Genomic DNA, 23,504 nt, shown 5'->3' on the forward strand with positions numbered 1-23,504 from the left:
GGTGGTCGCACATTTTTTTCGAAATATCAATCATTTTTCGTAACTTTGACGAACGAAATCGAGCACCATGTTCCCAACCAATGATCAGGCCAATTCCTTTTTGGGATCGGTTCGCTTTGCCCCGCCTTCCGATGGCTTGCGCATTTTCGAAAATCCGATCTACTCTGGGCCAGAGGTGCCTGCCTTCATGGCACGTCCCAAATGGGTGAGCCTTTGAAATTCGCTTCTTTCGTTGATCGCTCCGGTGCCGGCTATGGAATCGTCGAAGATGAAACGATCCTGCGCCTGGATTCCGGTCCCGGGGCGCCGCCGGATCTCAAGGCCTATCTCGGCAGCCGGTTTCCCAACCTCGCGCCCAGCGGGCGCGATCTCGAAGTCGTGCGGCTGGCCGAAGTCAGCCTGCTCCCTCCGATCCCCAACCCGGGCAAGATCTTCTGCGTGGCCACGAACTTCCATGAGGACGGCAAGCCCGTGCCTGAGTTCCCGCTCCTTTTCACGCGTCACGCCGAAGCCCAGACAGGACACGGCAGTTCCATCCTGAAACCGGCAGTTTCCGAGAAGCTGGATTTCGAGGGCGAGCTGGCGGTGATCATCGGGCGCCGCGCGCACAAGATAGCGCGCGCCGAAGCGATGGCTTACGTCGCCGGCTATGCATGCTTCAACGAGGGGAGCGTGCGCGACTGGCAGAAACACTCGAGCCAGTTCACGCCCGGCAAGAATTTCCATCAAAGCGGCGCGTTCGGCCCCTGGATGGTCTGTACGCGCGAGATCCCGGACCCGGCGCGGCTCTTTCTGGAGAGCCGGGTCAACGGCGTCACCAAGCAGTCGATCGCGATCGACCGCATGATCTTCGACATCCCCTGGCTGATCTCCTACATCTCGACTTTCGCTCCACTCGACCCTGGCGACGTTATTGTTTCGGGCACGCCGTCGGGCTTCGGCGCAAGCCGCAATCCGCCGGAGTTCCTATTCCCTGGCGATGAGGTCGAGATCGAGATCCTGGGTATTGGAACGCTGCGAAACACAGTGGTCGCGGACAATTCGGAAGAGATTTCGTAATAATATCTTTTTTTCGAAAATTGTTGCCGTCAAGCCGAGTTTGCTCTAAGGAGGTCGCCAAGGCCATGCTGCGACCGCAAGAGGAGGATAGTGATGCACCTGGTGTATGGGGTCGGTCACATAAAGCTGAATGTCCGTGACGTAGGGGCCGTGATCCATGACTCGACGGAGATTCTCGGGCTGCGCGTCACCAGGCAGCCGGCGGGCGAGACATGGCTAAGCTCCAACGGCCGCAAGGCCGAACTCGTGCTTCTCCAATCCGATGAGAATTCCTGCCACACGATCGGGCTCGAAGCCCTGACCGCCGAGGCTGTCGTGGAAGCCGCCTCGCGTGTGGAGGGCGCCGGCTGCCGGATTCTTTCGCGCGAACCCAGCCTGGCCTGCTGCGATGCCGGCGTGACCTTCGCAACGCCTGAAGGACTGCGCTTCGAGGTTCATACCCCGGCGCGCGACGACATGTACAATCCGCGCTACCCGACTAACGGCATCAAGCCGCGGCGGCTCGACCACATCAATCTCATCACGCCCGACCCGGTCGTCACAAGGCGGCAGCTTTCCGCGATCTGCGGCATGCAGCTCACCGAGCGCATGGTCAACGAAGCGCTGAGCTGGATGCATGGCGGCAACCGCCAGCATCACATCCTGGGTCTGGTGAAGGGCCCGATCGGGCTTCACCACTATTCCTTCGAATTCAGCCACTTCAGCGACTACTGCCGGCTCGGCGACATTCTCGACGGGTTCGACCGCCAGGTCCTTTGGGGGCCGGGCCGCCATCGTCCGGGCGACAACACCTACGCCTACTACCTGGATGCCAGCGGAGCGATGGTCGAGTGCTCCGGCGCCATGCACACGGTCGCCGACGATGCCCACTTCGTGCCGAACGTCATCACCAATCTGGAGCGCCCGGGAAACGTCCGCCAGATGAATGTCTGGGGGTCTCCCGCCCCCCAGGAATGGCGCGAGCACCATTTTCCCTTCGCCAGGGTCAACTGATCAGGTCGCGCTTCGGCGCAAGGAGGCAAAGCAGCTCGACCGAGTGGGGCCGCTGCTTCCGATAGGAGATTGCCATGCAGGAAAAACTGACCTTCGAATCCGACGGCCTGAAACTGTCGGCCATTCTGCACATTCCCGACAGTCACCGTCCGGGACAGAAGCTGCCGGCGTTCATCGTCTGCCACGGCTTCGTCGGTTCCAAGGACGAGTCGCACGCCCAAATCCAGGCGGAGATGATGGAGGCGTTCGGCTATGCCGCGCTGCGCTTCGACTTCCGCTGCTGTGGCGAGAGCGAGGGCGAGCGCGCCCAGGTGCGCTGCTTCGATCAGGTCGCTGACGCAAAGAACGCGCTGACCTTCCTCGCCAAACGTCCCGAGATCGACACGAAGCGAATTGGTATCACCGGCCACAGCTTCGGCGCCGCGGTTTCGGTCTATACGGCCGGGGTCGACGAGCGGTTCGCCTGCGTCATCTCCTCATGCGGCTGGGGTCACGGTGAACGGAAGTTCCGTGGCCAGCACCCGACGCCCGAGGCCTGGGAGCGGTTCATGGGCCTGCTCGAGAAGGGACGCGAGCACAAACGCACGACGGGCGAGAGCCTGTGGATCTCGCGCTTCGACGCCGTGCCGATTCCGGAAAAATTGCGCAAGAACCTGTCGCCCAAGGCGATCATGGAAATCCCTACCGAGACGGCATGGAGCATGATGAACTTCAGGGCGGATGACGTGGTGGCCAACATCGCGCCGCGGCCGGCCCTGTTCTTCCACACCGCCGACGACATCATCACGCCGACCGAACAGTCCATCCGCCTGTTCGAGAAGGCGGGGCAGCCAGCCGAGCTGATGCTGATCACGGGCACTGCCCACTTCCCGCTCGCCCCGGAGGACGCGCCGCGCACCAAGGTGATGATCAAGGGCTGGCTCGACAAATTCTTCCCGGCGACCCCGGCCGCTTGAGGTCAGCGCAGCCAGACCAGGAGACATCAGGCATGCCCGTCGCCCAGGAAACCGAACTGACCGATTTTGCCGCTGCGCTCCTGCACGCCGCCGGTTACACGCCGGACGAGGCGGCACAGACCGCACGGCTGCTGGTGTGGGCCAATCTGCGCGGCGCGGAGTCGCACGGTGTTCTCAGGATCCCGCGCTACATCGAGATGATCAAGACGGCTGTCGTCCGGACCGGGCAACAGCCGAAGCTGATCCGGGAATTCGGAGCGACCTGTGTCTTCGACTACGGCAAGGCGCCGGGCGCCGTCGCCATGATGCACGCGGCTGGCAAGGCCGGCGATCTGGCGGAAACGTTCGGTATCGGCTGGTGCGGCGCCCGCGCGATATCGCATGCCGGCGCAATCGGTTACTTCACCACCCAACTGGCCGGCCGCGGCCTGATCGGCATCGCCATGACCGCGTCGCGGCCGCTCATGAGCTACTTCGGCGCCAAGGGCGAGGCCCTGTCGACGAACCCCCTGTCGGTCGCCGTTCCGCGGCCTGATGGCGCCGATCCGATCGTGCTCGACATGTCGACGGCCGCTGTCGCACTCGGCAAGATCATGGCTGCGAAGGATTCCTGCAACCCGATCCCCAAGGGCTGGGCGATCGACGCCAACGGCGTCGAAACGCAGGATCCGCATAAGGTGGCAGCCATACTGCCCATGGCCGGCCCAAAGGGATCCGGCCTGTCGTTGATGATCGAAGTTCTGTCGAGCGTGCTGGTGGGCAACGCCATCATCGCGCCGTTCCTGCGGGGCGAGAAGAAAGGCGGCTTCAATGGCCTCATGCTTGCCATCAATCCGGCGGCCTTCGGCGACACACCGTCCTTTCTCGCCTCGGTCGAAAGCCTCGCCGGCGCGATCCATACGCTCGATCCGGCAGCCGGCTCCGATGGCGTGAGACTACCCGGCGAACGCGGCTTTCAGACCAAGCGAGAGCGCATGGCCAATGGCATCCCGCTGGCAAAGGGCACTGCGGGGAATCTAGCCGATGCGGCCGTTCGGCTGGGGCTCGCGGTGCCGGCTTTCCTGCAGTGACGCCGCGCGACAGCCGCAGGCGCCGTCAACGGGCGGCCGGCTGCTTCATGTGCCTGTAGAGATGCGCCTCGTGCATCGAGGTGAGCGTGGCCCTCACCATTTCGCCCGGCGAGTCGTCCTTCATGAAACTGGAGAGGCCGCCGTAAATGAGTTCCAGAACCACGCCGCCGACGTAGAGTGGTTCGATATCGGAACCGCCGTAGGGGAAAAGCTTTCCGGACAGCAACTTGCCCAGACCCACCCACTGGTCCTTGAACAGGCGCAGATGCCGCTCTTCCAGTGTGTTGTCCCGGCGGGCGATCCGCAGTAGGTCGATGGCAAGCGTTCCCCACCGCTTGTCCTTCGCTCGCTGGTTGGCCCAATTGCACATCGCGTCGATGATCTCTTTCGGGTCATCATGGCCATCGAGAAGGCCAGTAAGCTCGACCACGTCGCCGCCGGCATGGCGCTCGAGCAGTTGAAGGAATATCTCTTCCTTTGTGGCGAAGTTCGAATAGAAGGCGCCCTTCGAATATCCGGCTTCTTCCGCGATGCGTTCGATGGTCGCACCCGAGTAGCCGTCACGCGCCACGACCTCGCTGGCCGACAGCAAAAGCTTCTCGCGGGTCAGAGCCTGGCTCTGTTCGCGTGTCAGTCGTGCCATCTGCTGTCCTTCCAGTCCACTATCAGGATACCTTTGGTATCCGAATCGCGCAAAGGTTAGAAGGCCGAAACAACACAGGCAAGCGCCCAGAAAATCGGGTATTCGGGACCCATCAGCTGCCAGCGCCAGCGCGGGCCATTGATGCGCAGCACCGCAAAGGCCGCCCCCAGCAAGACAGCCACGGCGCATGCTGCGGCCCAGCGCGGATGGATGTTGAACACCATTCCAACGGCGGCAAGAAACTCCAGCGCAAGTGTCAACACGATGAAGGGCTTTCCGGGCTTCAGCCCAGCGGCCTCGAACGTCTTCGTCGCCTTTTCGAAGTTCCTGATCTTTCCGACCAGATGCGGAAGAAACCAGAGCCCACAAAGAATGCGCAGCAGATCGATTGGCGTTAGCGTAAACTCCGGCACTGATCCCTCCCTGTAGGACGATGAACGAGCCGTCGATGCCGTCATCTGCCCTTATTGGCTGGATGGAGCGACGCTCAGCGATCGAAAGTTTCGTGCGGCGAAAGGTCGTCGCAGGATCGCAACCGGCACAGTGTGCGCCGAGATCTCCTGCAAATGCTGTCGTCAGTGAAAATCGCTCTTGCGTCATCCAATCCAGATACTATACGGTATCTGTAGTCCAATGGGAATGTCAATGAGGCGTCTCCCGAACCGACATATTGGGAGGAAAAGACGATGACGATCATGATGCGGGCGGCGCGGCTGCATGCCGTGAACGAGCCGATGCGTGTCGAAGACGTGGCGAAGCCGGTGGCGTCCGGCACGGATGTGGTCGTCGAGGTCAAGGCCTGCGGGATGGTGCCCAACCTCGCAAACGTGCTGAACAACTGGGAAACCTGGTATCCGCATCAGCCGCTGCCGATGAAGCCGGCAATCTTCGGCCTCGACCCTGCGGGCATCGTGCACCAGGTCGGCGACCAGGTCGTGGCGATCAAGCCCGGCGACCGCGTCTACGTTAATCCGCTGCGCTCCTGCGGCGCATGCCATGCCTGCGTCAGCGGCCATCAGGCCAAGTGCGAGTACTTCACCTTCAATGGCTATTTCGGCTTCAACACGAACAGCCTTGAAATCTACAAACGTTATCCAGGAGGCGGCTTCGCCCAGTTCATGCGCGCGCCGCAGAATGCGATCGTCAAGATCCCCGGTAACATGACTTTTCCGCAGGCCGCCCGTATGGGTTACCTCGGCACCTCCTATTCCGCGATCAAGAAGTTCGGCATACCGACCGGCAAGTCGCTGATCGTCAACGGCGCGACGGGTACGCTGGGTGTCGGCGCCACCCTCTTCGCACTCGCCATGGGCGTCTCGACGGTCTACGCGGTGGCCCGCGGCAAGCCCCTGCTCGAGCGGCTGAAACAGCTTGCCCCGAACCGGATCCAGACCTTCTCCAATCAGGACGGCAAGGTCGCAGACTGGGTCCGCTCGCAGACCGACGGACTTGGCGCCGACTTCATGCTCGACTGCTTGGGCGCGGTCGCCGACGTCAATGCCATGAAGGACGCCATGATGGGCGTCAGGCGCGGCGGCCGCATCGTCAACATCGGCGGCACTGGCAGCGACATGCTGTTCAACACCAAGTGGTGGATGGACAATTCGATGGAGTTGATCGGCTCGGCCTGGCTGACCACGGCCGAGGGCATGGAGATCGCCGAGATGGTTCGTTCCGGCACGATCGATCTCTCGGTGCTGGAGGCCAGGACGTATCCCCTCGAGCAGATCAACGAGGCCATCAACGGCGTCGCTTCCGGTGACGGCGGCTTCACCAACTACGTGCTCGAACCGTAGGCACAGCAAATCGGCATCGGCGGACCTCAGAGTCCGACGCTTACCGGATCGCGTCGCGAAGAGAACCGAAATGATCATTGACTGCCACGGCCACTACACGAGCGAGCCGCAGGACCATCATGCCTTTCGCAAGGCTCAGGTCGAGTTCGTCGAGGGCACGCGGGACGCAATGCCCGCCTATCCCGGCATTGCAGACGAGGTGCTGAGGGCAACGATCGAACAGAACCAATTGCGCCTGCAGCGCGAGCGAGGCACGGACCTGACCATCCTGTCGCCGCGGGCTTCGGGCATGGGCCACCATTTCGGCGACGCCGACGCCAATGCCGAGTGGTCGCGCATCTCCAACGACTTGATCGCCCGTATCGTCGACATGTTCCCTTCCAACTTCGCCGGCGTTTGCCAGCTGCCGCAATCGATGAGCGGCGACCTGAAACCGGTCCTTGCAGAACTTGAGCGCTGCGTCGTCGAACTCGGCTTCGTCGGCTGCAACCTCAATCCCGATCCGTCCGGCGGCTTCTGGTCGGCGCCGCCGATCCACGACCGCTACTGGTATCCGCTCTTCGAAAAGCTGGTCGAGCTGCAGGTGCCGGCCATGATCCATGTCTCCGGTTCCTGCAGCCTATGCTTGCATACGACCGGCGCGCATTACATCAACGCGGACACCGCGGTGTTCATGCAGTTGATCCAGGGCGACCTGTTCAGCGCGTTTCCCGATCTCAAGCTGATCATTCCGCACGGCGGCGGTGCGGCGCCCTATCACTGGGGTCGCTATCGCGGCCTGGCGATGATGCTGGACAGGCCCGGACTGGGCGAGCATCTGCTGCGCAACGTGTACTTCGACAGCTGCGTCTATCACCAGGCAGGCATCGACACGCTGCTTCGCGTCGTTGGCCCGGGCAATATCCTGTTTGGGTCCGAGTTGCTCGGAGCGGTCAAGGCCATCGACCCAGAGACCGGCTTCAGCTTCGACGACACGCGGCGCTACATCGAGGCGCTTTCGCTCGGCGAGGCAGAGCGGAAGGCCGTGTTCGAGGACAATGCCCGCAAGGTCTATCCGAGGCTCGACAGGCGGCTGAAGGCGCAAGGGCGCTAGGCCACCCAGTGAGCACCCTTCGGACGTGGGGCCAAACGCGGCACCTCATCTTTCCAGGAGAAAAACCATGGCCAGAGTCGTCACGAGAACCGAGCGCACACCGATCGAGACCTGCGAGGCCCTTGGCCAGCTTGGCGTGGCCACGGTCCACGAGGCACAGGGCCGGACAGGCCTGCTCGCCACTCGGCTGCGGCCGATCTACGACGGCGCGAGGATCGGAGGGAACGCGCTGACCTGCGAAGTCGCGCCGGGCGACAACTGGATGATCCATGTCGCGCTGGAACAGGCAAGGCCGGGAGACATCCTTGTCGTCACCCCGACCTCGCCTTGCGAGGATGGCTATTTCGGCGACCTGCTGGCCGAGTCGGCTAAGGCGCAAGGCATCAGGGGCCTGATCATCGATGCGGGCGTGCGCGATGTCTCGACCCTGCGTTCCATGGCTTTTCCGGTCTGGTCAAAGGCGATCAGCGCACAGGGAACCGTCAAGGAGACGCTCGGCAACGTCCAGGTGCCGATCGTCTGCGCCGGTGCCCACATCCGGCCGGGCGACGTGATCGTGGCCGATGACGACGGCGTGTGCGTCGTGCCGCGCGAATCCGCTGCAAAGATCCTCGAAATCGCCCGCAAGCGCGAGTCGATGGAAGAAGAAAAGCGAGGCCTCTATGCCGCGGGCAAGTTGAGTCTCGACGTCAACGACATGCGCCAGCGCTTGCAGCGCAAGGGCCTCATCTACGAATAGGGTTCGTCTAGCCGGTTGCGCAACCGACGAGCAGGCGATGCAGCGCGCCTGTGCGACCCTGCCGAACGTTGTTTCGTCACTAGAACATTTCGGAGCAACGGGAGCCCCCTGCGCGGCTTTGCTGCGCAGGGTTCACGCCCGGTCCGCAAGATTCTCTGTCTAGAAGGGCATCGCAAACTGAAGCCATGCACTGTCGCCTTCGGGGCGATTTCTGGCGTCGAAGTCGCGCTGGTATTTCAGCACCAGCCCACCGCCTGGAATGATGTCGTACGAAACCTGTGGACCGATGCCGAATGCGTGGTCCCTGCCTCCGACAGAGACGCCGTTTTGCGTGTCATCGCTCAGTTGCTGCAGCGCATAGCCCTGCAGCGAGACCTTCAGCTTGGGCATTGTCTGCGGCATGGGATAGTAGCCAATCGCGCCATCGAAAATGAAATCCGTGCCTGAACGATAGTTGGTTGCTGGATTTTCCGAGTTGAATTCGAGAAGCGCCGTGCCCGAGATCTCCCATTGCGGCGTCGGCATATAGGTCACGTTGATGCTAGGTGAGACGGTCCAGTAGTTGAGACCATTATTGGCTATGTCGTTCTTGTCGTATTTTCCGAGCGGCACATAAATATCCACGCCGATGAAGGAGAAAAACTTGTGGTCAGGGCTGGCGTAACCGAGGTAGACTGGAGAGATCACCGGATCGCCCATGCCAAAGCTGGTACCGCGGGAGCCGAACGCCGTGATATTGACGTAGGTAAAGGGTACGATCACGGATGAGGAAAGGGTGAACGGGCCAACGGTATAGTCCCATGTATGAACAGCCTTGACCGCCTCGGCCAGGACGCTCAGATCGAATGTGGGGTCGATCGACTGTCCGTTCGCGCCATTGAGTCGCGTGGACTGATAGTACTTGGTATAGCTGTAGACTTCGGTGTCGCCCGGCGCTGGCAGGATGCCTGGAAGGATGGTGTTGACGCCCACGGGATAGTGCGTCAGGCCGTTTTCCGCAGCGCTGGCCGTCTGGTGCGCTGCAACGACCGTCATGAGCATTCCCGCCCCGACGCTCAGGCCATTCCTCATCGATAGAACCATATTTTTCCTCCCCTGGTAGATGTTGCGAATGGCCGCGCTTCAGAAGGCAGGCGCCAGACAAAGTTTCACCGCCAGCCGGAACTTGATGTCCCTGCTGCTGTCATTTTTTGCCGTTCAAAAAGAACCTTCGTCCCCTGGAGCTACGACCGGCAACGACTGTCGGCCGCCGAAACCAAAACCCTCGAGCGATCGGCAAATGCGATCCCCTTCCGGTTCGACTGGACGACTTTGATCGCTGCGGCGCCCGTGGCGCCCCGAATTAACTTGTGGAGCCGTACTTCGGATTGATCACTGATTCCTCCCCTCGGATCAGCATCTCCAACATCGCTGAGATACCATAAGTACTTTAGATACCACGTGGTATTTTAACTTGCAACTGCCGTCTCGGGTTCGATAGCCGGGACGGTTGCGCGCGCCTCCATCGCTAGATTTGAAGCAGCCCAAATCGCTCAGCTTTCGGCCGGGAACATCCCTTCACGCGATTGCTCGCCATAGAGCCCGGCCAATGCACCTGACACGAACCAGGCAGCTGATCATGACGTCGAATACCCCGACTTCACCACCCTTCGGCCTGGTGTGTGTGAGCCGCTATCGCTTCCGACGGGGCGGGTAGGATACTACGGACAGCGTAAGGACAGTCGGTTACCAATTGGGCTGGCTAGTGCCTGCCCGCCTTGAGAATGAAATCGAGAGCTTGAAGGAGATACCCACGGAAGAGATCGGGATGTTCGCACATCGGGAAATGCCCCAGGCCATCCATCGTCACGAACAGGGAGCCCGGGATCAACTTCGCCAGCCGAGCCCCGTCTTCCGGAGTGGCTGAATAGTCGTATGTTCCAGACAGAAGAGCGACCGGTGTCCGCGCACTGTCGATGCGCGGCGCGACCAGTTCGCCATCGAACTCGTCGCTGTAGAACGACAGATCGCCGTTGTAGATGCCGGGAGCCGCCTGCGCGTAGATCCAGCTTGCCCTGCGCCGGTCCGCCTCGGGACTGGTTGGGCTCATCAGTCCCCGCACGAAGCTCGAATTGTGCAAGCCGCCATTGACCTCAACATGATTTTGGTACGGGTTGCGCCGTCCCTTGGAGCGGTAAGGCGGTTCGACCGCGACGATGCCGCGCACCTTCTCGGCACAGTCGGCTGCAAGCACCATTGCGATCGCCGCGCCCATCGACCCACCAACCACGATCGCGGGTTCGCCAACGACCTTGTCGAGGATCGCCGAACACCAGCTCCGATAAAGTTCGGTGGTCAGTTTGTAGGGGTTCCCCTGCCAGGTACGCGGTGGCAGGGATCGGCCATGGAAGGGCATGTCGACCGCAATCAGACGGAAGCGTTTGGCCAGTTCCAGATCGGCGAGTTGGCCGAGATACTGCCTCCCGTCCGCGCCAGCCGTATGGAGAAACAACACAGGAATGCCCTGGCCCGCTTCCTCGCAAAACACGTCGTATGCGATCCCTTCGACATGGATGGTCTCGTAGCGGCCGGAGATATGGGAAAGGTCTCGCTGGACGAACGGTGCTGCGTGAGGTGGACAGGCAACCACGAGTTCGAACAGGCGCTCCAGCGCAGGACGCGCCTGCGCCCATAACTTGGGATCGCCAGCAAAGCTGAATTCCTCGTTTGCAAGCTGGAAGGCCGTAAAGGCGTGATATCGCGGCGGCGGCGGCGACGAGAGCGTAAGCGCCCACGCGTCATCCGATGCGGAAAGACGAAGTTCAGCAGTCTTTTCCGCTTCGAGAAAGGCGCCCCCGTCACGGAAAACCAGACTGAACTGTTCCCCGCCGACGGCTATCACGACTGCCGTCTCAAGACCCGGAGAAAGACGGACGAGTTCGCCATCCTGAAGAGCGGAGGTCATCCTGCGGCGCAGGTCATCAGTGGTCGTCGACATCGTAGCCTCATATTCCATGGATTCGTGTCAGCCGGAGTATGCGCTGCCGGACACCCCAATCAGTCATCGACGCCGCGCGACTGACTTTGGAGGAAGCGCATGATTTCGGTATGATCCGCGCCCTGCCCGAGCGCCTGCGCGGCCTTGCCCCAGAGGAGAGCTGCGGACGCCAACCCGGGGGTTTCGAGATCGAGGGCGCGTGAAAGCCCGGCCGCTATGCCGACATCCTTCGCCATGAGCGCCAGGGCGAACCCCGAACCCCAGGTTTCCGAAAGCACGAACTGCTTCAGCTTGGTCTCGGTCGTGTTGTTTCGGCCCGTCGACACATTCAGTATGTCAACCATCGTTTCTGCATCAAGGCCAAACCGGCTGCCGACGATGACCGCTTCCATGGCGGCGACAGCACCTGCGGCGGATACATAGTTGTTCAAGGCCTTCATCGCGTGACCAGTACCAGGCCCGCCAGTCTTGAATATCTTCGATCCCATCACTTCCAGCAACGGACGCGCATCCTCGATGTCGTCCGCGATGCCACCCGCCATGATCGTCAACGACCCGTCGATGGCGCGCCGAACGCCGCCTGAAACCGGCGCATCGACGAGCCGATAGCCGCGGCTCCGCAAATCCTTGTCCAGCGCGACAGTATCCGTGGGCGCCGAGGAACTCATGTCAACGACGAGCCCGCCTTGGGCTAGCGAGAGGAGCGCTCCATTGTCGCCCAAAAGCGCTGCGCGCACGATTGCGCCACTCGGCAACATCGTTATGACCTCGTCGGCACCAGACGCCGCCTCAGCGGCCGAAGCGCAAGGCACCCCGCCTGCCTGCGCAAGGGTCGCCCTGGCTTCGCTCGATACGTCAAAGCCTCGGACGGCATGCCCAGCCGAGAGCAGCCTTCGCGCCATCGGCAGTCCCATTTGACCAAGGCCGATAAAGGCTAGGGTGCGTGCTTGCGGTTGCTGGGTCACAATTCACTCCTCTCACGGGCAGCGACAGGCCGCRCCGTGAAGGAGACTATGTCTCAGACAATCTGACAATTCAAGCCTCGCATTCGCGAAGCGGAAATGTCGAGCTCTATGCTTCGGTCGACGGAGGAAGCTTGCGCAGATATTCCAGCGCGGTCTTGGATGCCATCTCGATGTGGTATTTGCAGGCAGCCGCTGCGCGCGGACCATTGCGCTCTTTTATGGCGGCAACGATATCCTTGATTTCCTCAAGGCTGTGCTGCAGCCGTCCCGGCTGGGTCATCGAGGTTACGCGAAGAATCGTGACCCGGTTGTGCAGCAGTGTCAGCATCTGGCGGACGAACATGTTGCCACCGCCATCCATAAGACAGCCGTAGAACCGTGTCTTGGCTTCAATCAGAACCGTCTTGTCACTCTCGCGCGCTGCCTGATCGAACGCCAATGCCGCCGCTTCCAACTTGGCAATGTCTTCGAGCGAGCCCTTCTCAGCCATCTCCTGGCCGGAGAAACTTTCAAGCAACGCGCGAACCTTGTAGAGTTGTTCAGCCTCCTCATAGGTGATCGCACTCACGACTGGCCCGCGGTGCGGATAGGTCGTGATCAGCCCTTCGGCTTCCAACTGCCGTAGAGCTTCACGGATCGAGGTCCTTCCGACGCCGATCATCTCGCAGAGTTCCCGTTCGACAAGACGCTGGCCGGGTTTGAACACGCCCGAAACGATGGCTTGCCGAATCTTTTCCTCGACCGCCATGCGAAGTGTGGCGCTTTGCTTCGGGATATGAAGATCATGTTCGTTCATTGCAAAAATCCGTGAGCAATTGCTTTTGGGAGAGACTTGTTTCGCGCGATAAGATCTTCGCAGCGCGATGAGTCGAACAACCTGTGCGACAATCATACAAGCCTTTGAGGATTCCATCAACCGGCGCCTTCGGAATGCGCAGGCCAATGGGAGAGATTTATCGTAACGCCGTGCCTTGGCACAAAGCCTGCTAACGCGCAGCGCGCCAAGCTTGCCAGATCGCGATGCCCCCAGTTCGTCGCGCAAGCACCTCTGCTCGTTGCGGCCTCGTGCGTCGCCAAAACAATGGGACATGCCGACCCATAGACGGCGCGCGCCTGGCGCACCACTGGCTCCATGGGCGGCTGGCGGTATGGAATCGGCTAGGAAATCCGCCTGTACTTGTAGTCACCCTTTCCGCCGGCGGCGGAAGCAGATTCAGCTATGGCAAGCATGCGTTGATGATGCAGCGAGCGTGAGCAGGCTGGATCCGTCGCGCCAGCCTCTCCAGTGATCGCCAGTGCCTGGCAGCGACAGCCGCCAAAATCGATCTCGCGCCGCTCGCAGCTTCGGCAGGGCTCCTGCATCCAAGTTGTGCCGCGATAGGCGTTGAAGGCAATGGACTCTTCCCAGATTCGGCCCAAGGCAACATCTCGAACATTGTCGAACGTCAGATGCGGAATGGTGGCCGCCGCATGACAAGGCATCACCTTCCCGTCCGGGGTGATCATGAAGGCATCACGCGCCCATCCGCCCATGCACGGTTTGGGGAATTCGGCATAGTAGTCCGGTGTGACAAAGTCGATTGAAAGCACCCCTACCAACCGTGCGCGCTCTTGCTGGACGTAATCGGCCATACGCAGCGCAGTATCCCGATCCGGCATCAGACGATCGCGGTTGAGCAATGCCCAGCCGTAGTACTGCGTGTTTGCGATCTCCAGGCGCTCCGCACCAAGCGCAAGCGCCAATTCGATGAAATCCGGAACTTCATGAATATTGTCGCGGTGGATGGGAGCATTGACCGTAAGCGGAAGGCCGGCTTCCCGAACGAATTCAGCTGTCCTCAGCTTCTTTGCGTGGGCGCCCCGCATTTTCCCAATTCGATCGGTGGTTTCGGCGCACGCTCCCTGAAAGCTGAGCTGCACATGATCCAGGCCGCTCTCCGCGAGCGCCCGTATCCGGTCAGCTGTGAGCGTCACACCGGCCGTAATCAGGTTGGAGTAAACGCCACGCTTTGCCAGCACTCCAACCATCTGTTCGAGATCGGACCGAAGGGTCGGCTCACCGCCGGACAAATGGACMTGCAGCACCCCGATCTCGGCGGCTTGCTCGAATGTCGAGCACCATTCCTCCGTGGTGAGTTCGGAATTTGCCTTCAGAAGTTCCAAGGGATTGGAGCAGTAAGGGCACTGCAGAGGGCATCGATGGGTCAACTCCGCCAACATGCCTATGGGAGGGCCTGGTGCCGTCATGCGCGGATCAACAACTGGTCGCACCAATCCTGAAGGAACTCGATGGTGTCACTGGCTATCGCCTCCTGTGGCGCGTCGTAGGTGGTGCAAAGGGTGTCGACGATGTCGGCGACAGTGCGTGTGCCGTCGACAAGCTGCAGGATTTCGAGAGCTGTATCGTCAGGCCAAAAGACCTTTTCCGGCGACAGCACGGCATAGCGGACCCGCAACTGATCAAACTTGAGGCGAACATGTCGCGGCAGACGAGGCCGTGATCCACCATCAATAACAGTTCGCTGCCGCGCGTCGCTCATACCGGGTGATCCGCCGGTACAAACGCACCAGGCGGAATAAAGCCCGGATCGACATAGGCAAAATAAAGCGCGTCGAGCATCGACCACAGGATATCGCACTTGGCAACAAGCGCGGAAATCACCTTGGTCTGCATCTCGATCGTGGTCGCATGCTCTTTGACGTATGCCAGCGCGAATTCGGCATCACGTGGTGCCTGGTGAAGGCGCGGCTTGAAATAGGAGAGTGTATCTTCGGTGATGTAGTCGTATTTGGCCAGGATTGCGGGTACGCGCTCCGCAATCACCGCGGGCGAGAAGAGCTCGGTAAGCGACGAGGCGACCGCCTCCAGCAAGGAGCAATCTCGCGCAAGTGAGACATAGGCTCCGACGGCGAAGCGTGTGGCCGGCAGCGCGAGCGCTTCCGACCTCACCGCCGGATCGTCGAGACCCAAGGCGGTCGCCAGCCCCATCCAGCGCTCCAGGCCACCCTCCTGCCCGCTCGCACCATCGTGGTCGAAGATTCGTGCCCGCCAGGCAACCCGGAATTCCCTGTCTTGCGACCGGGAGAGAATGATCGCGTCCTTGCGGGGAATGACCGCCTGATAACAGTAGCGGTTCAAGGCCCAAGCTTGCATTTGCCCTTTGCTGAGAGCTCCAGATACCATCAACCGATGGAACGGGTGCCTGATGTGGTAACGCTCGCGCCCTATTTCGTGGAAGATGTTTTCCAGTTCCGCTGCGGACAGCAGTTGAAGCCCAATGGTGGGATGCGTGTTCACAGCACGATCTCCATTCCGTCGTGGGCGACCTCCCAACCGGCCGAACCAACGGCGGCGCGCGCTGATGAATCAGCTGCAAGAACAGGGTTGGTGTTGTTGATGTGCAGGAAAATGCGCCGGCCTAGCGGCGTCGCTGCCAGCGCCGCGATTGACCCATCCGCGCCAGACATCGGTTGATGGCCCATGCGCCGCCCGGTCTTGGATCCAACGCCGGCGTCGAAAAGCTCGGTGTCCGTATAGACCGTGCCATCGAAGAACAGGCATTGGGCGCCGTCGATCCTGGCCCTCAATTGATCGTCGATATGAGCACATCCGGGGACATAGTGGATGACTTTCTCGCCGCTGCTGACACGGACGCCTATCGTGCCGTCGTCGGACGCAAATTCACCATCGGCAGCTTGGCCCTCCAGATACAGGGCTACTTTTCCGGCCACCGCATAAGCCTGCACAGTCAGCCCGAGAGGCCCATCCGGCCCCATGATTTCGACCGGGCTGCCCAACGGCAGGGGAATCCGCTTGACCAGGACAGGATCGAGAACGGAAAAAATCGCGTTCGCCTCGAGCGTCGCCAGCGTCTGCTCCGTGGCGTACAAATTGAATGCTTGCCGTTCGCGGAGGCTGAGCAGCCCAGCGACATGATCGACCTCGGCGCTGGTGATTACGATCGCTGCGATCGGCGTCGAGCGCGGAGCACCCGTTGCCGCAGGCCACAGTTCCATGTTCTCGGCGACTTGTTGCCTGATGTCGGGTGAGGCATCCAGCAGCAGCCAATCGGTCCCGTCCGCCGAGACGGCAAGGCTGGTTTGCGTGCGGGCCGCAACGGCTGGATCGCCTTCACGCGCCCGTTGGCTGAAATCGTATCTGCAATTCCATTGCGGAACACCGCCCCCCGCGGCGGATCCGATTACCTTGGCACGCATTCGTCAACCTTCCAGAGGCGTCGCTAACCGTCATTTGTACGATCGTCTGATTGTCTGCCGAGACTAGCGCGTCGTCTCACTTTGCGTCAACGCAAAAAAGACTAGCCATTTCCCTCATGCTTACGCGTCATCAGCCCGCGCACTGGGTCATAAGCAACGACAGCGCCACCGAGAAACAAGCCGGTGAAACCCAAAACGGCCGCGAGGGAGACCCAGTCGATCTGGCCGTAGAAGGAGAAGCGGATCAATTCCACGGCATAGGTGAACGGATTGGTCAGGCAGATTCTATAGAGCAGCGGACTCGCTTCCTGAACGCGCCACAGCGGATAGAGGGCGGCTGAAGCGAAATAGGCCGGGAAAATCACGAAATTCATCACGCCGGCAAAGTTCTCAAGCTGCTTTATCACGGATGATAACAGCATGCCGAGGGCGCCCAACATCAGGCCGGCCAGCAACAAGCTCGGAAGAACGGTAAGGTATCCCCAGGGTGGTGCCTTGACGCCTGACAGCCAGGCCACCAGCAGGAAGACATAAACCTGTGCGATCGAGACAGCAACGCCGGCCAGCAGCTTCGAGATGAGGAGAAACCACCGTGGAAAAGGGCTGACGAGCAGGATGCGCATGTTGCCCATTTCTCGGTCGTAGACCATGGACAGCGATGTCTGCATACCGCTGAACAGCAGGATCATGCCGCAAAGACCTGGGGTGATATAGACCTCGTAGAGAACGTACGTCTTGTATGGGGGTATGATGGACACACCCAGCACCTGGCGGAAACCGGCGGCGAAGATGAAGAGCCAGAGCAAAGGCCGCACCAGGGACGAGACGAAACGCTCACGCTGATGCAGAAAGCGCAGCCACTCGCGGACCAAAACTCCCTTCAGGCAAGTGAAATACTGCAGCGGCGTGAAGCTCTCGCTTACGCCGGCTTGCGGGGCGGCGACAGACACCGGGGAGTTCATGACGTCACGCTCCGCGGTTGAGAAATGCCGGTCAACTGTGAGAACGTCTCCCCTATGGATTTGCTGCCCGATTGACGAACGACCTCCAAAACCGCGCCCTTGGCCAGGACGTCGCCCTTCTCCAGAATGACGACGCTGTCGCTCTCAATCACCTCGTCAATCAGGTGGGTCGCCCAAAGCACCCCGATATCGTCTTCTTTCACGAGACGCCTGATCGTTGCGAGGATGCCGGCACGCGACTGGACGTCCAGGCCGACCGTCGCCTCGTCGAGCAACAGCAGCGGCGGCCGATGCAGCAGGGCGCGAGCAATCTCGATACGGCGCATCTGACCACCCGACAGGCTGCGCGCCTTGTCATTCCGGCGATCACTCATTTCCACAATTTGCAAAAGCTCGGTAATGCGGGACTTCGCGTGGACCGGTCCGATCCCGTGCAGCGACGCGTGATAGGCAAGGTTCTGGCGAACGGTTAGATCGAGATCGAGCGTCCGAGCCTGGAAAACCACGCCGAGACGCTTCAGAGCCTCGGACGGTGTCCTGTTTACATCGATGCCGAAGATGCGGATCGCATCCTGGCTGGTCGAAAACAACCTTGTTATTAACGAAAACAAAGTCGTCTTCCCARCTCCGTTGCGGCCGAGCAGCACAGTGAAACTGCCTCGCGGAACGGAAAACGACACCTGGTTCAAGACGGATTTCGCGCCGTAGAGGTGGCTCAGGGAGCGAACCTCCAGCGCTGACACCTGTTCCGCGGCATGCGTCAACTGAACCTCCACAAAGTCAAGATCAATACCCCGGGCTGGCAAGGTCGACGCCCCAGGGATCTCGGCGCGATCCCGTATCGTTTCCCAACAGGCGTTCAATTTGGGGAGACGGCCAGTCCCCAAGGCTGTTTGCCCACGGTGACGGACTGCACGGCTTCGTCAGTCGCCGTATCGATGAAGGTGATGTCGTTCGAGTTTCCGTTGGCGCTGATGATCGTCTTTTCATCCGGCGTGAAGGCGAGGTGCCACACCCGCTGGCCAACGAGAATATACTTTTCAACCCTATAGTTGGCGATATCGACGACCGCGACCTGGTTTGCCGGGCCTAGCGCCACATAGGCCTTCTTGCCGTCGTTGGTGATGCTGATCCCAACTGGCTGGATCTTTTCGGAGCGCAACCCAGCGATCTCGAACTTGATCGTCTTGGCGACCGAATGGCTGGCTGCATCGATCACACTGACGGTTCCGCCAACCTCCGAACTCACCCAGACGTGCGAACCATCGGGGGTGAATGCGGCGAAGCGCGGACGCGACCCTACAAGCACGCTGGCCGTCACCTGCTGGGAGGACACATCGATGAAGTGCGCCATGCTTGTCGTTTCGGAGGTGCTGACAATTGTCTTGTTGTCAGGACTGACAGCGACGCCCTCCGGCTCGACGCCGACCGGGATTTCGGCGACTGCCTTCCTCGTCGAAAGATCGATTGCCGTAACCTGATTGTCGTCTTCGTTCGTCACGTAAAGCGACGATCCGTCTGGCGACACCGCAAACAGCTCCGGATCGTCTCCCGAAGGCAAGTCGCCAACAATGCGCAGCGTATCGGTGTCGACAACGTGGATTGTGTTGTCATCACTGGCTGCAACGTAGAGGAACTTTCCATCCTTTGAGATGTCGATCCCTCTTGGGCGCTGACCAACCTCGACCGTCTTGAGGACTTTCATCGTCGTCGAATCGACAACGCTGACCGTGTTGTCCTTCTCATTCGAGACATAGATCATGTTTGCCGACGCGGGGGATGAAAGTCCCGCAGCCAGGCCGGCAAGCAAAAACATGGCATTCCGCACGAACAGCCCTCCTCGCAAGATCATTTGAGCTCACATTTTGTTTCGGGTTGGTCGACACCGAGCGTATCGAGCTCCGAGGACTGGTGCAGGAAGCCCTCTTGAGGGGAGACCGATACAACCGACTTCGCATCGCCCAGAAAGATTGGTTGACGCAGTTGCAGATTCCATTTGCGGAATGTCAGCTTCTGGCCCTTGAAGCCGGGCACGGAGAAATCGTCGGAGCGTATATAGTCTCCAACCTTCTTGGCATCTGTGCTTAGGGTACGGGTGGTTGCCTCGCCGACGACGCGGATTGCCGTCCAGGCGGCCCAGTCCTTCGACAGCATCTGCCGCCCCGCAGACTTCGCGAAGCGATTCTGCATCTGCAGACCTGCCCATTGCTCGCTGGCAGGGTGCCATGCCGACGGCACCAGGCCGGCGGTACCGGCAACGGGACGCGGCATCCAGGTGCGATAAGGCACATAGCTTCCGAAGACCTCACTTTCGTCGGCAACCAGGACTACGTCATGGTCCGGGAGATCCTGCGTGAAAGTGCTGATCTGCTGTTGTATTTGCGTGACCCCGGTGTCGGTTCGCCTGGCTGAGCCAATGTCCGTGAATTCCTTTTCCGCAACGATATTGCCGCCGAAGCGGGTGGCTGCGCGGCGTAGCGCATCCGCAAACGATCGGTCGTCATCATGCGAGCCATAGAGCAGCGCCCAATTCGGCCATTTCTTCCAGATGAGGTATTGGGCCAATGCGTCCGCAAGCATGGTGCGTGTCGGCGCGATATGGAAAACGTTGATGCGACACTCTTCTTCACGCAGTCTGTCATCTGTTGCGCCGACGTTGAAGACGAGGACACCATCATCTCGCGCGAGATCAGCTATCGCAAGCAGTTGGGACGCTGGAAGGTCAGCGACAATGTATCGATTTCCAGCCGCGACCAGTTCGTTGAATGCACCGGCGACACCTTCGTCGTGTCCCACCTGGCGTTCATCGAGGGTGAAATGCTGACCGAGAAACTTGCCTGTCGTGTTGTTGTCGGAAATCGCAACCTTGGCGCCTGCAATGCCTTCATCACCAGGCGGGATGTCGAGCAACGAAAGAGCCAGCTTTGGCGCATGGGTACGCAGATAGCCGATGTGGACTTCGGCCAACGGCGCCGATGATTGGGCAAAGGCGCCGTTCCCCGTCATGCACGACCAGGCGATGGACATGAGCACGACAGCGACGGCGTCTCTAAAATCAGCGATCATGGTGCAGAAACCCTGGGCTCGGAGGCAAGCTGGTAGCTTTGCTGGATTGCTTGCACAGCTTCAGCATTCATCGCCTGGTCGCGCTGGGAGCGCGGCGTATCGAGCTTCACGACGCCAGCCACCGTGGTGGGCCGCGCGGTAAGCACGACGATTTCGTCCGCCAGCTCGACGGCTTCAGCCAGGTTATGGGTCACCATGAGAACGGTGGTTGGACGCGCGCTCCATAAGTCGATCAACAGACTTCGCAAACGACTCGCTGTTGGATCGTCCAAGGACACGAAGGGCTCGTCCAGCACGAGCAAGGAAGGTTCAATGGCAAAGGCGCGTGCAATGGCGACACGTCGTGCCAATCCCAGCGAGAGCTCTCCTGGAAACAAGCGCTCAAGACCATCAAGGCCAAGGGCTGAAAAAAGCAGCTGCAGGTCGCTGTCCTTCAGCGAATCCGGCAATGCCAGACGCACATTGGCTTCGGCTGAGCGCCATGGCAACAGGCAGGGCTCTTGAAAAACCGCGGCGACGCGGCCATCGCCATCGGCCAATTTGATCGAACCCGCGAAGGCGCGATCCAGGCCAAGTATCAGGCGCAGCGTTGTGGTCTTGCCGCAACCGGACGGGCCAACGAGACAGGTAAAGCGAGCCGTTTCAACTCGGAAAGCAAGATCGCGGATGACAGGCAAGGACACGCCGTGCGCGGTGGCGAATGTTTTTTCGCGGATGTCGACATCAAGCATGCCGTCCACGCCAACGCCGGCTGCGGCGCTCCATGGGTTTGACTGCCCAGAATTCGATTGCTAGGATGACGACGGCAAAGGCGATCGTGTAGCCGAGAATGGCTGACAGGTCGAACATCTGAAAATGGAGATGGATCTCAAATCCAACGCCGTTCGATCGGCCGAGCAGTTCAACGACCAGAACGATCTTCCAGATCAACGCTATGCCGGAGCGTGTAGCGGCGGCGAAGAACGGCTCGAGCTGCGGAAGGATGACGTGCTTCAGCGTCTTGAGCCGCGAAAAGCGGAACACTGTTGCCATATCAGAGTAGGAGGTATCGAGCGCACAAGCCCCTTCGCGCAAGGTGACGGCAACATTCGGAAACTTGTTCAACACGACCGCGCATATGGCCGCGGTCTCGTTCAGGCCGAGCCAGATGTAGGCCAGTACGATGAAAACGACGGCCGGTATGTTCAGCAGCACCGTCAGCCACGGGTCAAAGAAAAGATTGACCGCGGGAAAGAGGCCGAGCAGGATCCCTAGAGCCGAGCCGATCACCATCGATATGGCGAATGAAACGGCGACACGAAGCAGCGTCACTCCCAATTCCGAGAACAACGGGCCGGCAATCGCCTCGTGCACGAGGAAAGAAGCGACATCTTCCGGTCCGGGAAGGGCGCGCGAATCCACGAGACGGGCGGCGACAAACCAAACTGCAAGCAAGACGACCAACGATGGCCCGAAAGCACCCGTCGAAGCCTTAGATTCAGGCTTGGGGTGCTCAAAGGCCATGCTTCAGCTCTACCCAGTATGTGCCGGGCGCCATGGCCTTGGCGCTGCCCACGAGCTTTTCGCCGCCCAGTGCGGCGAGCACCCGGTAGAGTTTGGCCGCATCCCCCTCCTCCTCCGCGATCGGGCGGAATGGGATACCCTTGCGATAGTTTTCGCGCAGCGCCTCGAGCGACTTGCCTTCATCTTGGATTAAGCCGTCGGCGTGCAGCCGCTGCCATTGCTCGTCCGAATTTTTCAGAAGAGCCTTGGCATCGCGCGATGCTCTGACGAATCCAAGCACCGCGTCCTTGTGCTGCTTCGCCCAGGCTTCATGGAAGACATAGCCTATCGCCGAGACTGGCCCACTTGCTCCCAAGGCATTGGCGGCGTCCTGGGCGCTGACGACCTGGCGATATCCCTCAGCCTGGAGGCGAGCGTTGAATTGCCAGTAATTCAGCACTGCATCGAGTTCACCTTGCCTGAGTTTTTCGGCAAGCAGCGGTGGTGCCCCGTAGACGACTTCATTGGCGGCCGCCAGATCCAATCCATCCCGTTTTGCCCACGCCTGGATAAGCAGCCAGTTCTTGTCCAGCGGGCCGCCGGCAACTCCGATTTTCTTCTTGGTGATATCCGCGAGGCTCTCGATGCTGGAATTGGGCGACACCATAATGGCGCCGACTGAAGACGAGTAGGGCACAAACGCAAGATCATCACCAGAACTGCGCTGGCGCGAGACAAACAGCCAGTCCGATACCGTCATGTCCACCGCACCGGCCTGCAACGCTATGCTTGAGGCGTCTTCACCGGCGAACGGGATAATTTCGAGGTCGATGCCGTATTTGGCGTCGAGACCATTCTTCTTGATCGTGTCAAGCTCCCAGTTGACGGTTCCGAACTTCAATGTGCCGACGCGGATAGTCTCGGCAGCCCAACCTTCTGCAACTGGGATTAGAGTCAGCAGCAGCGCGAGAAACAGCCGAAACATCGCAGTCCTCCATCTTGAACCATCGGCGGAAGGGTTGAGCGGCATCGCAGACCCCGCTGGTCTGGCACATTGGCTGGGGTGACAACCGAGACCAGCCTCGCGGCCATCTCGAACATGTGTGATGTCGATGAAGCCAAGCTTGGAATGCCGCCACGCACTCTCACGGTGCCRCAGAAGGCACTGTGCGCCTGCGGCACCGAGCAGATTACCCGCCCCGATAGAGGGGGCGGGTAATTGCAAAGCTATCGGCGAACGGGAAGCTCAGCCGGCAGATAGCGCGAAATTTCAAATCCCGCGGCTACGGGACAGACAGTGGGCTTGGTCCAACGCTTCATGTTTTCTCCTCCTTAAGGACGTACTTCAGTGGTCAACTTTTGAGATTGTCTGATTCACAGCCAATCAGATTGACAGCAAATCAGACATAATCCATTTTGCGCCCAGCGTCAACGAACGGGGGAGTCTCTGTCGGCAGTTCACAAAGCAAACGAGACCTGCTCTCA

24 protein-coding genes are annotated in these 23,504 nt (G+C 60.3%); 7 read left to right on the forward strand and 17 right to left on the reverse strand.

Annotated features, from left to right (window positions below; translation table 11 throughout):
- The first annotated feature begins 213 nt into the window (after positions 1-213).
- From AC1DPX_RS22255 to AC1DPX_RS22270, 4 genes are all read left to right on the forward strand, one after another.
- Positions 214-1,059, forward strand: a complete 846-nt coding sequence (locus AC1DPX_RS22255) for a fumarylacetoacetate hydrolase family protein (protein WP_477239620.1) — start codon at positions 214-216, stop codon at positions 1,057-1,059.
- Positions 1,060-1,152: 93 nt separating this feature from the next.
- Positions 1,153-2,052: a VOC family protein gene (locus AC1DPX_RS22260; RefSeq protein ID WP_477239621.1), complete on the forward strand. Its 900-nt coding sequence runs from the start codon at positions 1,153-1,155 to the stop codon at positions 2,050-2,052.
- Positions 2,053-2,126: 74 nt separating this feature from the next.
- Positions 2,127-3,008 carry an alpha/beta hydrolase gene (locus AC1DPX_RS22265; protein WP_477239622.1) on the forward strand — a complete coding sequence of 294 codons (882 nt, stop codon included), beginning with the start codon at positions 2,127-2,129 and terminating at the stop codon, positions 3,006-3,008.
- 32 nt (positions 3,009-3,040) lie between these two features.
- Positions 3,041-4,078, forward strand: a complete 1,038-nt coding sequence (locus AC1DPX_RS22270) for an Ldh family oxidoreductase (protein WP_477239623.1) — start codon at positions 3,041-3,043, stop codon at positions 4,076-4,078.
- Between the two features lie 25 nt (positions 4,079-4,103).
- On the opposite strand, the gene AC1DPX_RS22275 is transcribed toward AC1DPX_RS22270, so the two are convergent.
- Together AC1DPX_RS22275 and AC1DPX_RS22280 are read right to left on the reverse strand one after the other, a co-directional pair.
- Positions 4,104-4,721, reverse strand: coding sequence for a TetR/AcrR family transcriptional regulator (locus AC1DPX_RS22275; RefSeq protein ID WP_477239624.1), 618 nt, complete (start codon positions 4,719-4,721; stop codon positions 4,104-4,106).
- 56 nt (positions 4,722-4,777) lie between these two features.
- Complete coding sequence (locus AC1DPX_RS22280; protein WP_477239625.1) at positions 4,778-5,179, reverse strand: DoxX family protein; 402 nt, start codon at positions 5,177-5,179, stop codon at positions 4,778-4,780.
- Positions 5,180-5,407: 228 nt separating this feature from the next.
- On the opposite strand from AC1DPX_RS22280, the gene AC1DPX_RS22285 reads away from it, so the two are divergent.
- From AC1DPX_RS22285 to AC1DPX_RS22295, 3 genes are all read left to right on the forward strand, one after another.
- Positions 5,408-6,517, forward strand: a complete 1,110-nt coding sequence (locus AC1DPX_RS22285) for an alcohol dehydrogenase catalytic domain-containing protein (RefSeq protein WP_477239626.1) — start codon at positions 5,408-5,410, stop codon at positions 6,515-6,517.
- Between the two features lie 70 nt (positions 6,518-6,587).
- On the forward strand, positions 6,588-7,610 hold the full coding sequence (locus AC1DPX_RS22290; RefSeq protein WP_477239627.1) for an amidohydrolase family protein: 1,023 nt from the start codon (positions 6,588-6,590) through the stop codon (positions 7,608-7,610).
- Between the two features lie 67 nt (positions 7,611-7,677).
- Positions 7,678-8,349, forward strand: a complete 672-nt coding sequence (locus tag AC1DPX_RS22295) for a 4-carboxy-4-hydroxy-2-oxoadipate aldolase/oxaloacetate decarboxylase (protein ID WP_477239628.1) — start codon at positions 7,678-7,680, stop codon at positions 8,347-8,349.
- Between the two features lie 159 nt (positions 8,350-8,508).
- Here AC1DPX_RS22295 and AC1DPX_RS22300 read toward each other — a convergent pair whose 3' ends face one another.
- The 15 genes from AC1DPX_RS22300 to AC1DPX_RS22370 all read right to left on the reverse strand — a co-directional run bounded on the left by AC1DPX_RS22300 (position 8,509) and on the right by AC1DPX_RS22370 (position 23,004).
- On the reverse strand, positions 8,509-9,384 hold the full coding sequence (locus tag AC1DPX_RS22300) for a SphA family protein (RefSeq protein ID WP_477239629.1): 876 nt from the start codon (positions 9,382-9,384) through the stop codon (positions 8,509-8,511).
- Positions 9,385-10,090: 706 nt separating this feature from the next.
- The gene (locus tag AC1DPX_RS22305; protein ID WP_477239630.1) at positions 10,091-11,326 is read right to left on the reverse strand and encodes an alpha/beta fold hydrolase; all 1,236 of its coding nucleotides are present in this window, start codon (positions 11,324-11,326) and stop codon (positions 10,091-10,093) included.
- 59 nt (positions 11,327-11,385) lie between these two features.
- A complete protein-coding gene (locus AC1DPX_RS22310; protein ID WP_477239631.1) occupies positions 11,386-12,291 on the reverse strand; it encodes an NAD(P)-dependent oxidoreductase in 906 nt (301 codons plus the stop codon).
- A gap of 106 nt (positions 12,292-12,397) precedes the next feature.
- Entirely contained in the window at positions 12,398-13,087 is a 690-nt protein-coding gene (locus AC1DPX_RS22315; RefSeq protein WP_477239632.1) for a GntR family transcriptional regulator, read from the reverse strand.
- 362 nt (positions 13,088-13,449) lie between these two features.
- Positions 13,450-14,538 (reverse strand): pyrroloquinoline quinone biosynthesis protein PqqE, encoded by a 1,089-nt coding sequence (pqqE, locus tag AC1DPX_RS22320; protein WP_477239633.1) that lies wholly within the window; start codon positions 14,536-14,538, stop codon positions 13,450-13,452.
- Positions 14,535-14,831, reverse strand: coding sequence for a pyrroloquinoline quinone biosynthesis peptide chaperone PqqD (pqqD, locus tag AC1DPX_RS22325; protein ID WP_477239634.1), 297 nt, complete (start codon positions 14,829-14,831; stop codon positions 14,535-14,537). Before pqqD ends, pqqE begins: the two co-directional genes overlap by 4 nt.
- Entirely contained in the window at positions 14,828-15,589 is a 762-nt protein-coding gene (gene pqqC / locus AC1DPX_RS22330) for a pyrroloquinoline-quinone synthase PqqC (protein WP_477239635.1), read from the reverse strand. Before pqqC ends, pqqD begins: the two co-directional genes overlap by 4 nt.
- Entirely contained in the window at positions 15,586-16,509 is a 924-nt protein-coding gene (gene pqqB, locus AC1DPX_RS22335) for a pyrroloquinoline quinone biosynthesis protein PqqB (protein WP_477239636.1), read from the reverse strand. The genes pqqC and pqqB overlap by 4 nt, the downstream gene beginning before the upstream one ends.
- Positions 16,510-16,610: 101 nt before the next feature.
- On the reverse strand, positions 16,611-17,471 hold the full coding sequence (locus AC1DPX_RS22340; protein ID WP_477239637.1) for an ABC transporter permease: 861 nt from the start codon (positions 17,469-17,471) through the stop codon (positions 16,611-16,613).
- Complete coding sequence (locus AC1DPX_RS22345) at positions 17,468-18,235, reverse strand: ATP-binding cassette domain-containing protein (RefSeq protein WP_477239638.1); 768 nt, start codon at positions 18,233-18,235, stop codon at positions 17,468-17,470. Before AC1DPX_RS22345 ends, AC1DPX_RS22340 begins: the two co-directional genes overlap by 4 nt.
- A gap of 95 nt (positions 18,236-18,330) precedes the next feature.
- Positions 18,331-19,323 (reverse strand): PQQ-dependent catabolism-associated beta-propeller protein, encoded by a 993-nt coding sequence (locus AC1DPX_RS22350; RefSeq protein ID WP_477239639.1) that lies wholly within the window; start codon positions 19,321-19,323, stop codon positions 18,331-18,333.
- A complete protein-coding gene (locus tag AC1DPX_RS22355) occupies positions 19,320-20,477 on the reverse strand; it encodes an ABC transporter substrate-binding protein (RefSeq protein ID WP_477239826.1) in 1,158 nt (385 codons plus the stop codon). Before AC1DPX_RS22355 ends, AC1DPX_RS22350 begins: the two co-directional genes overlap by 4 nt.
- 56 nt (positions 20,478-20,533) lie before the next feature.
- The gene (locus tag AC1DPX_RS22360) at positions 20,534-21,268 is read right to left on the reverse strand and encodes an ABC transporter ATP-binding protein (RefSeq protein WP_477239640.1); all 735 of its coding nucleotides are present in this window, start codon (positions 21,266-21,268) and stop codon (positions 20,534-20,536) included.
- Positions 21,261-22,040 (reverse strand): ABC transporter permease, encoded by a 780-nt coding sequence (locus tag AC1DPX_RS22365; protein ID WP_477239641.1) that lies wholly within the window; start codon positions 22,038-22,040, stop codon positions 21,261-21,263. The genes AC1DPX_RS22360 and AC1DPX_RS22365 overlap by 8 nt, the downstream gene beginning before the upstream one ends.
- Positions 22,030-23,004 carry an ABC transporter substrate-binding protein gene (locus AC1DPX_RS22370; RefSeq protein WP_477239642.1) on the reverse strand — a complete coding sequence of 325 codons (975 nt, stop codon included), beginning with the start codon at positions 23,002-23,004 and terminating at the stop codon, positions 22,030-22,032. The genes AC1DPX_RS22365 and AC1DPX_RS22370 overlap by 11 nt, the downstream gene beginning before the upstream one ends.
- Between the last annotated feature and the right edge of the window lie 500 nt (positions 23,005-23,504).

It is taken from the genome of Mesorhizobium sp. 01N446 (genome assembly GCF_056399285.1).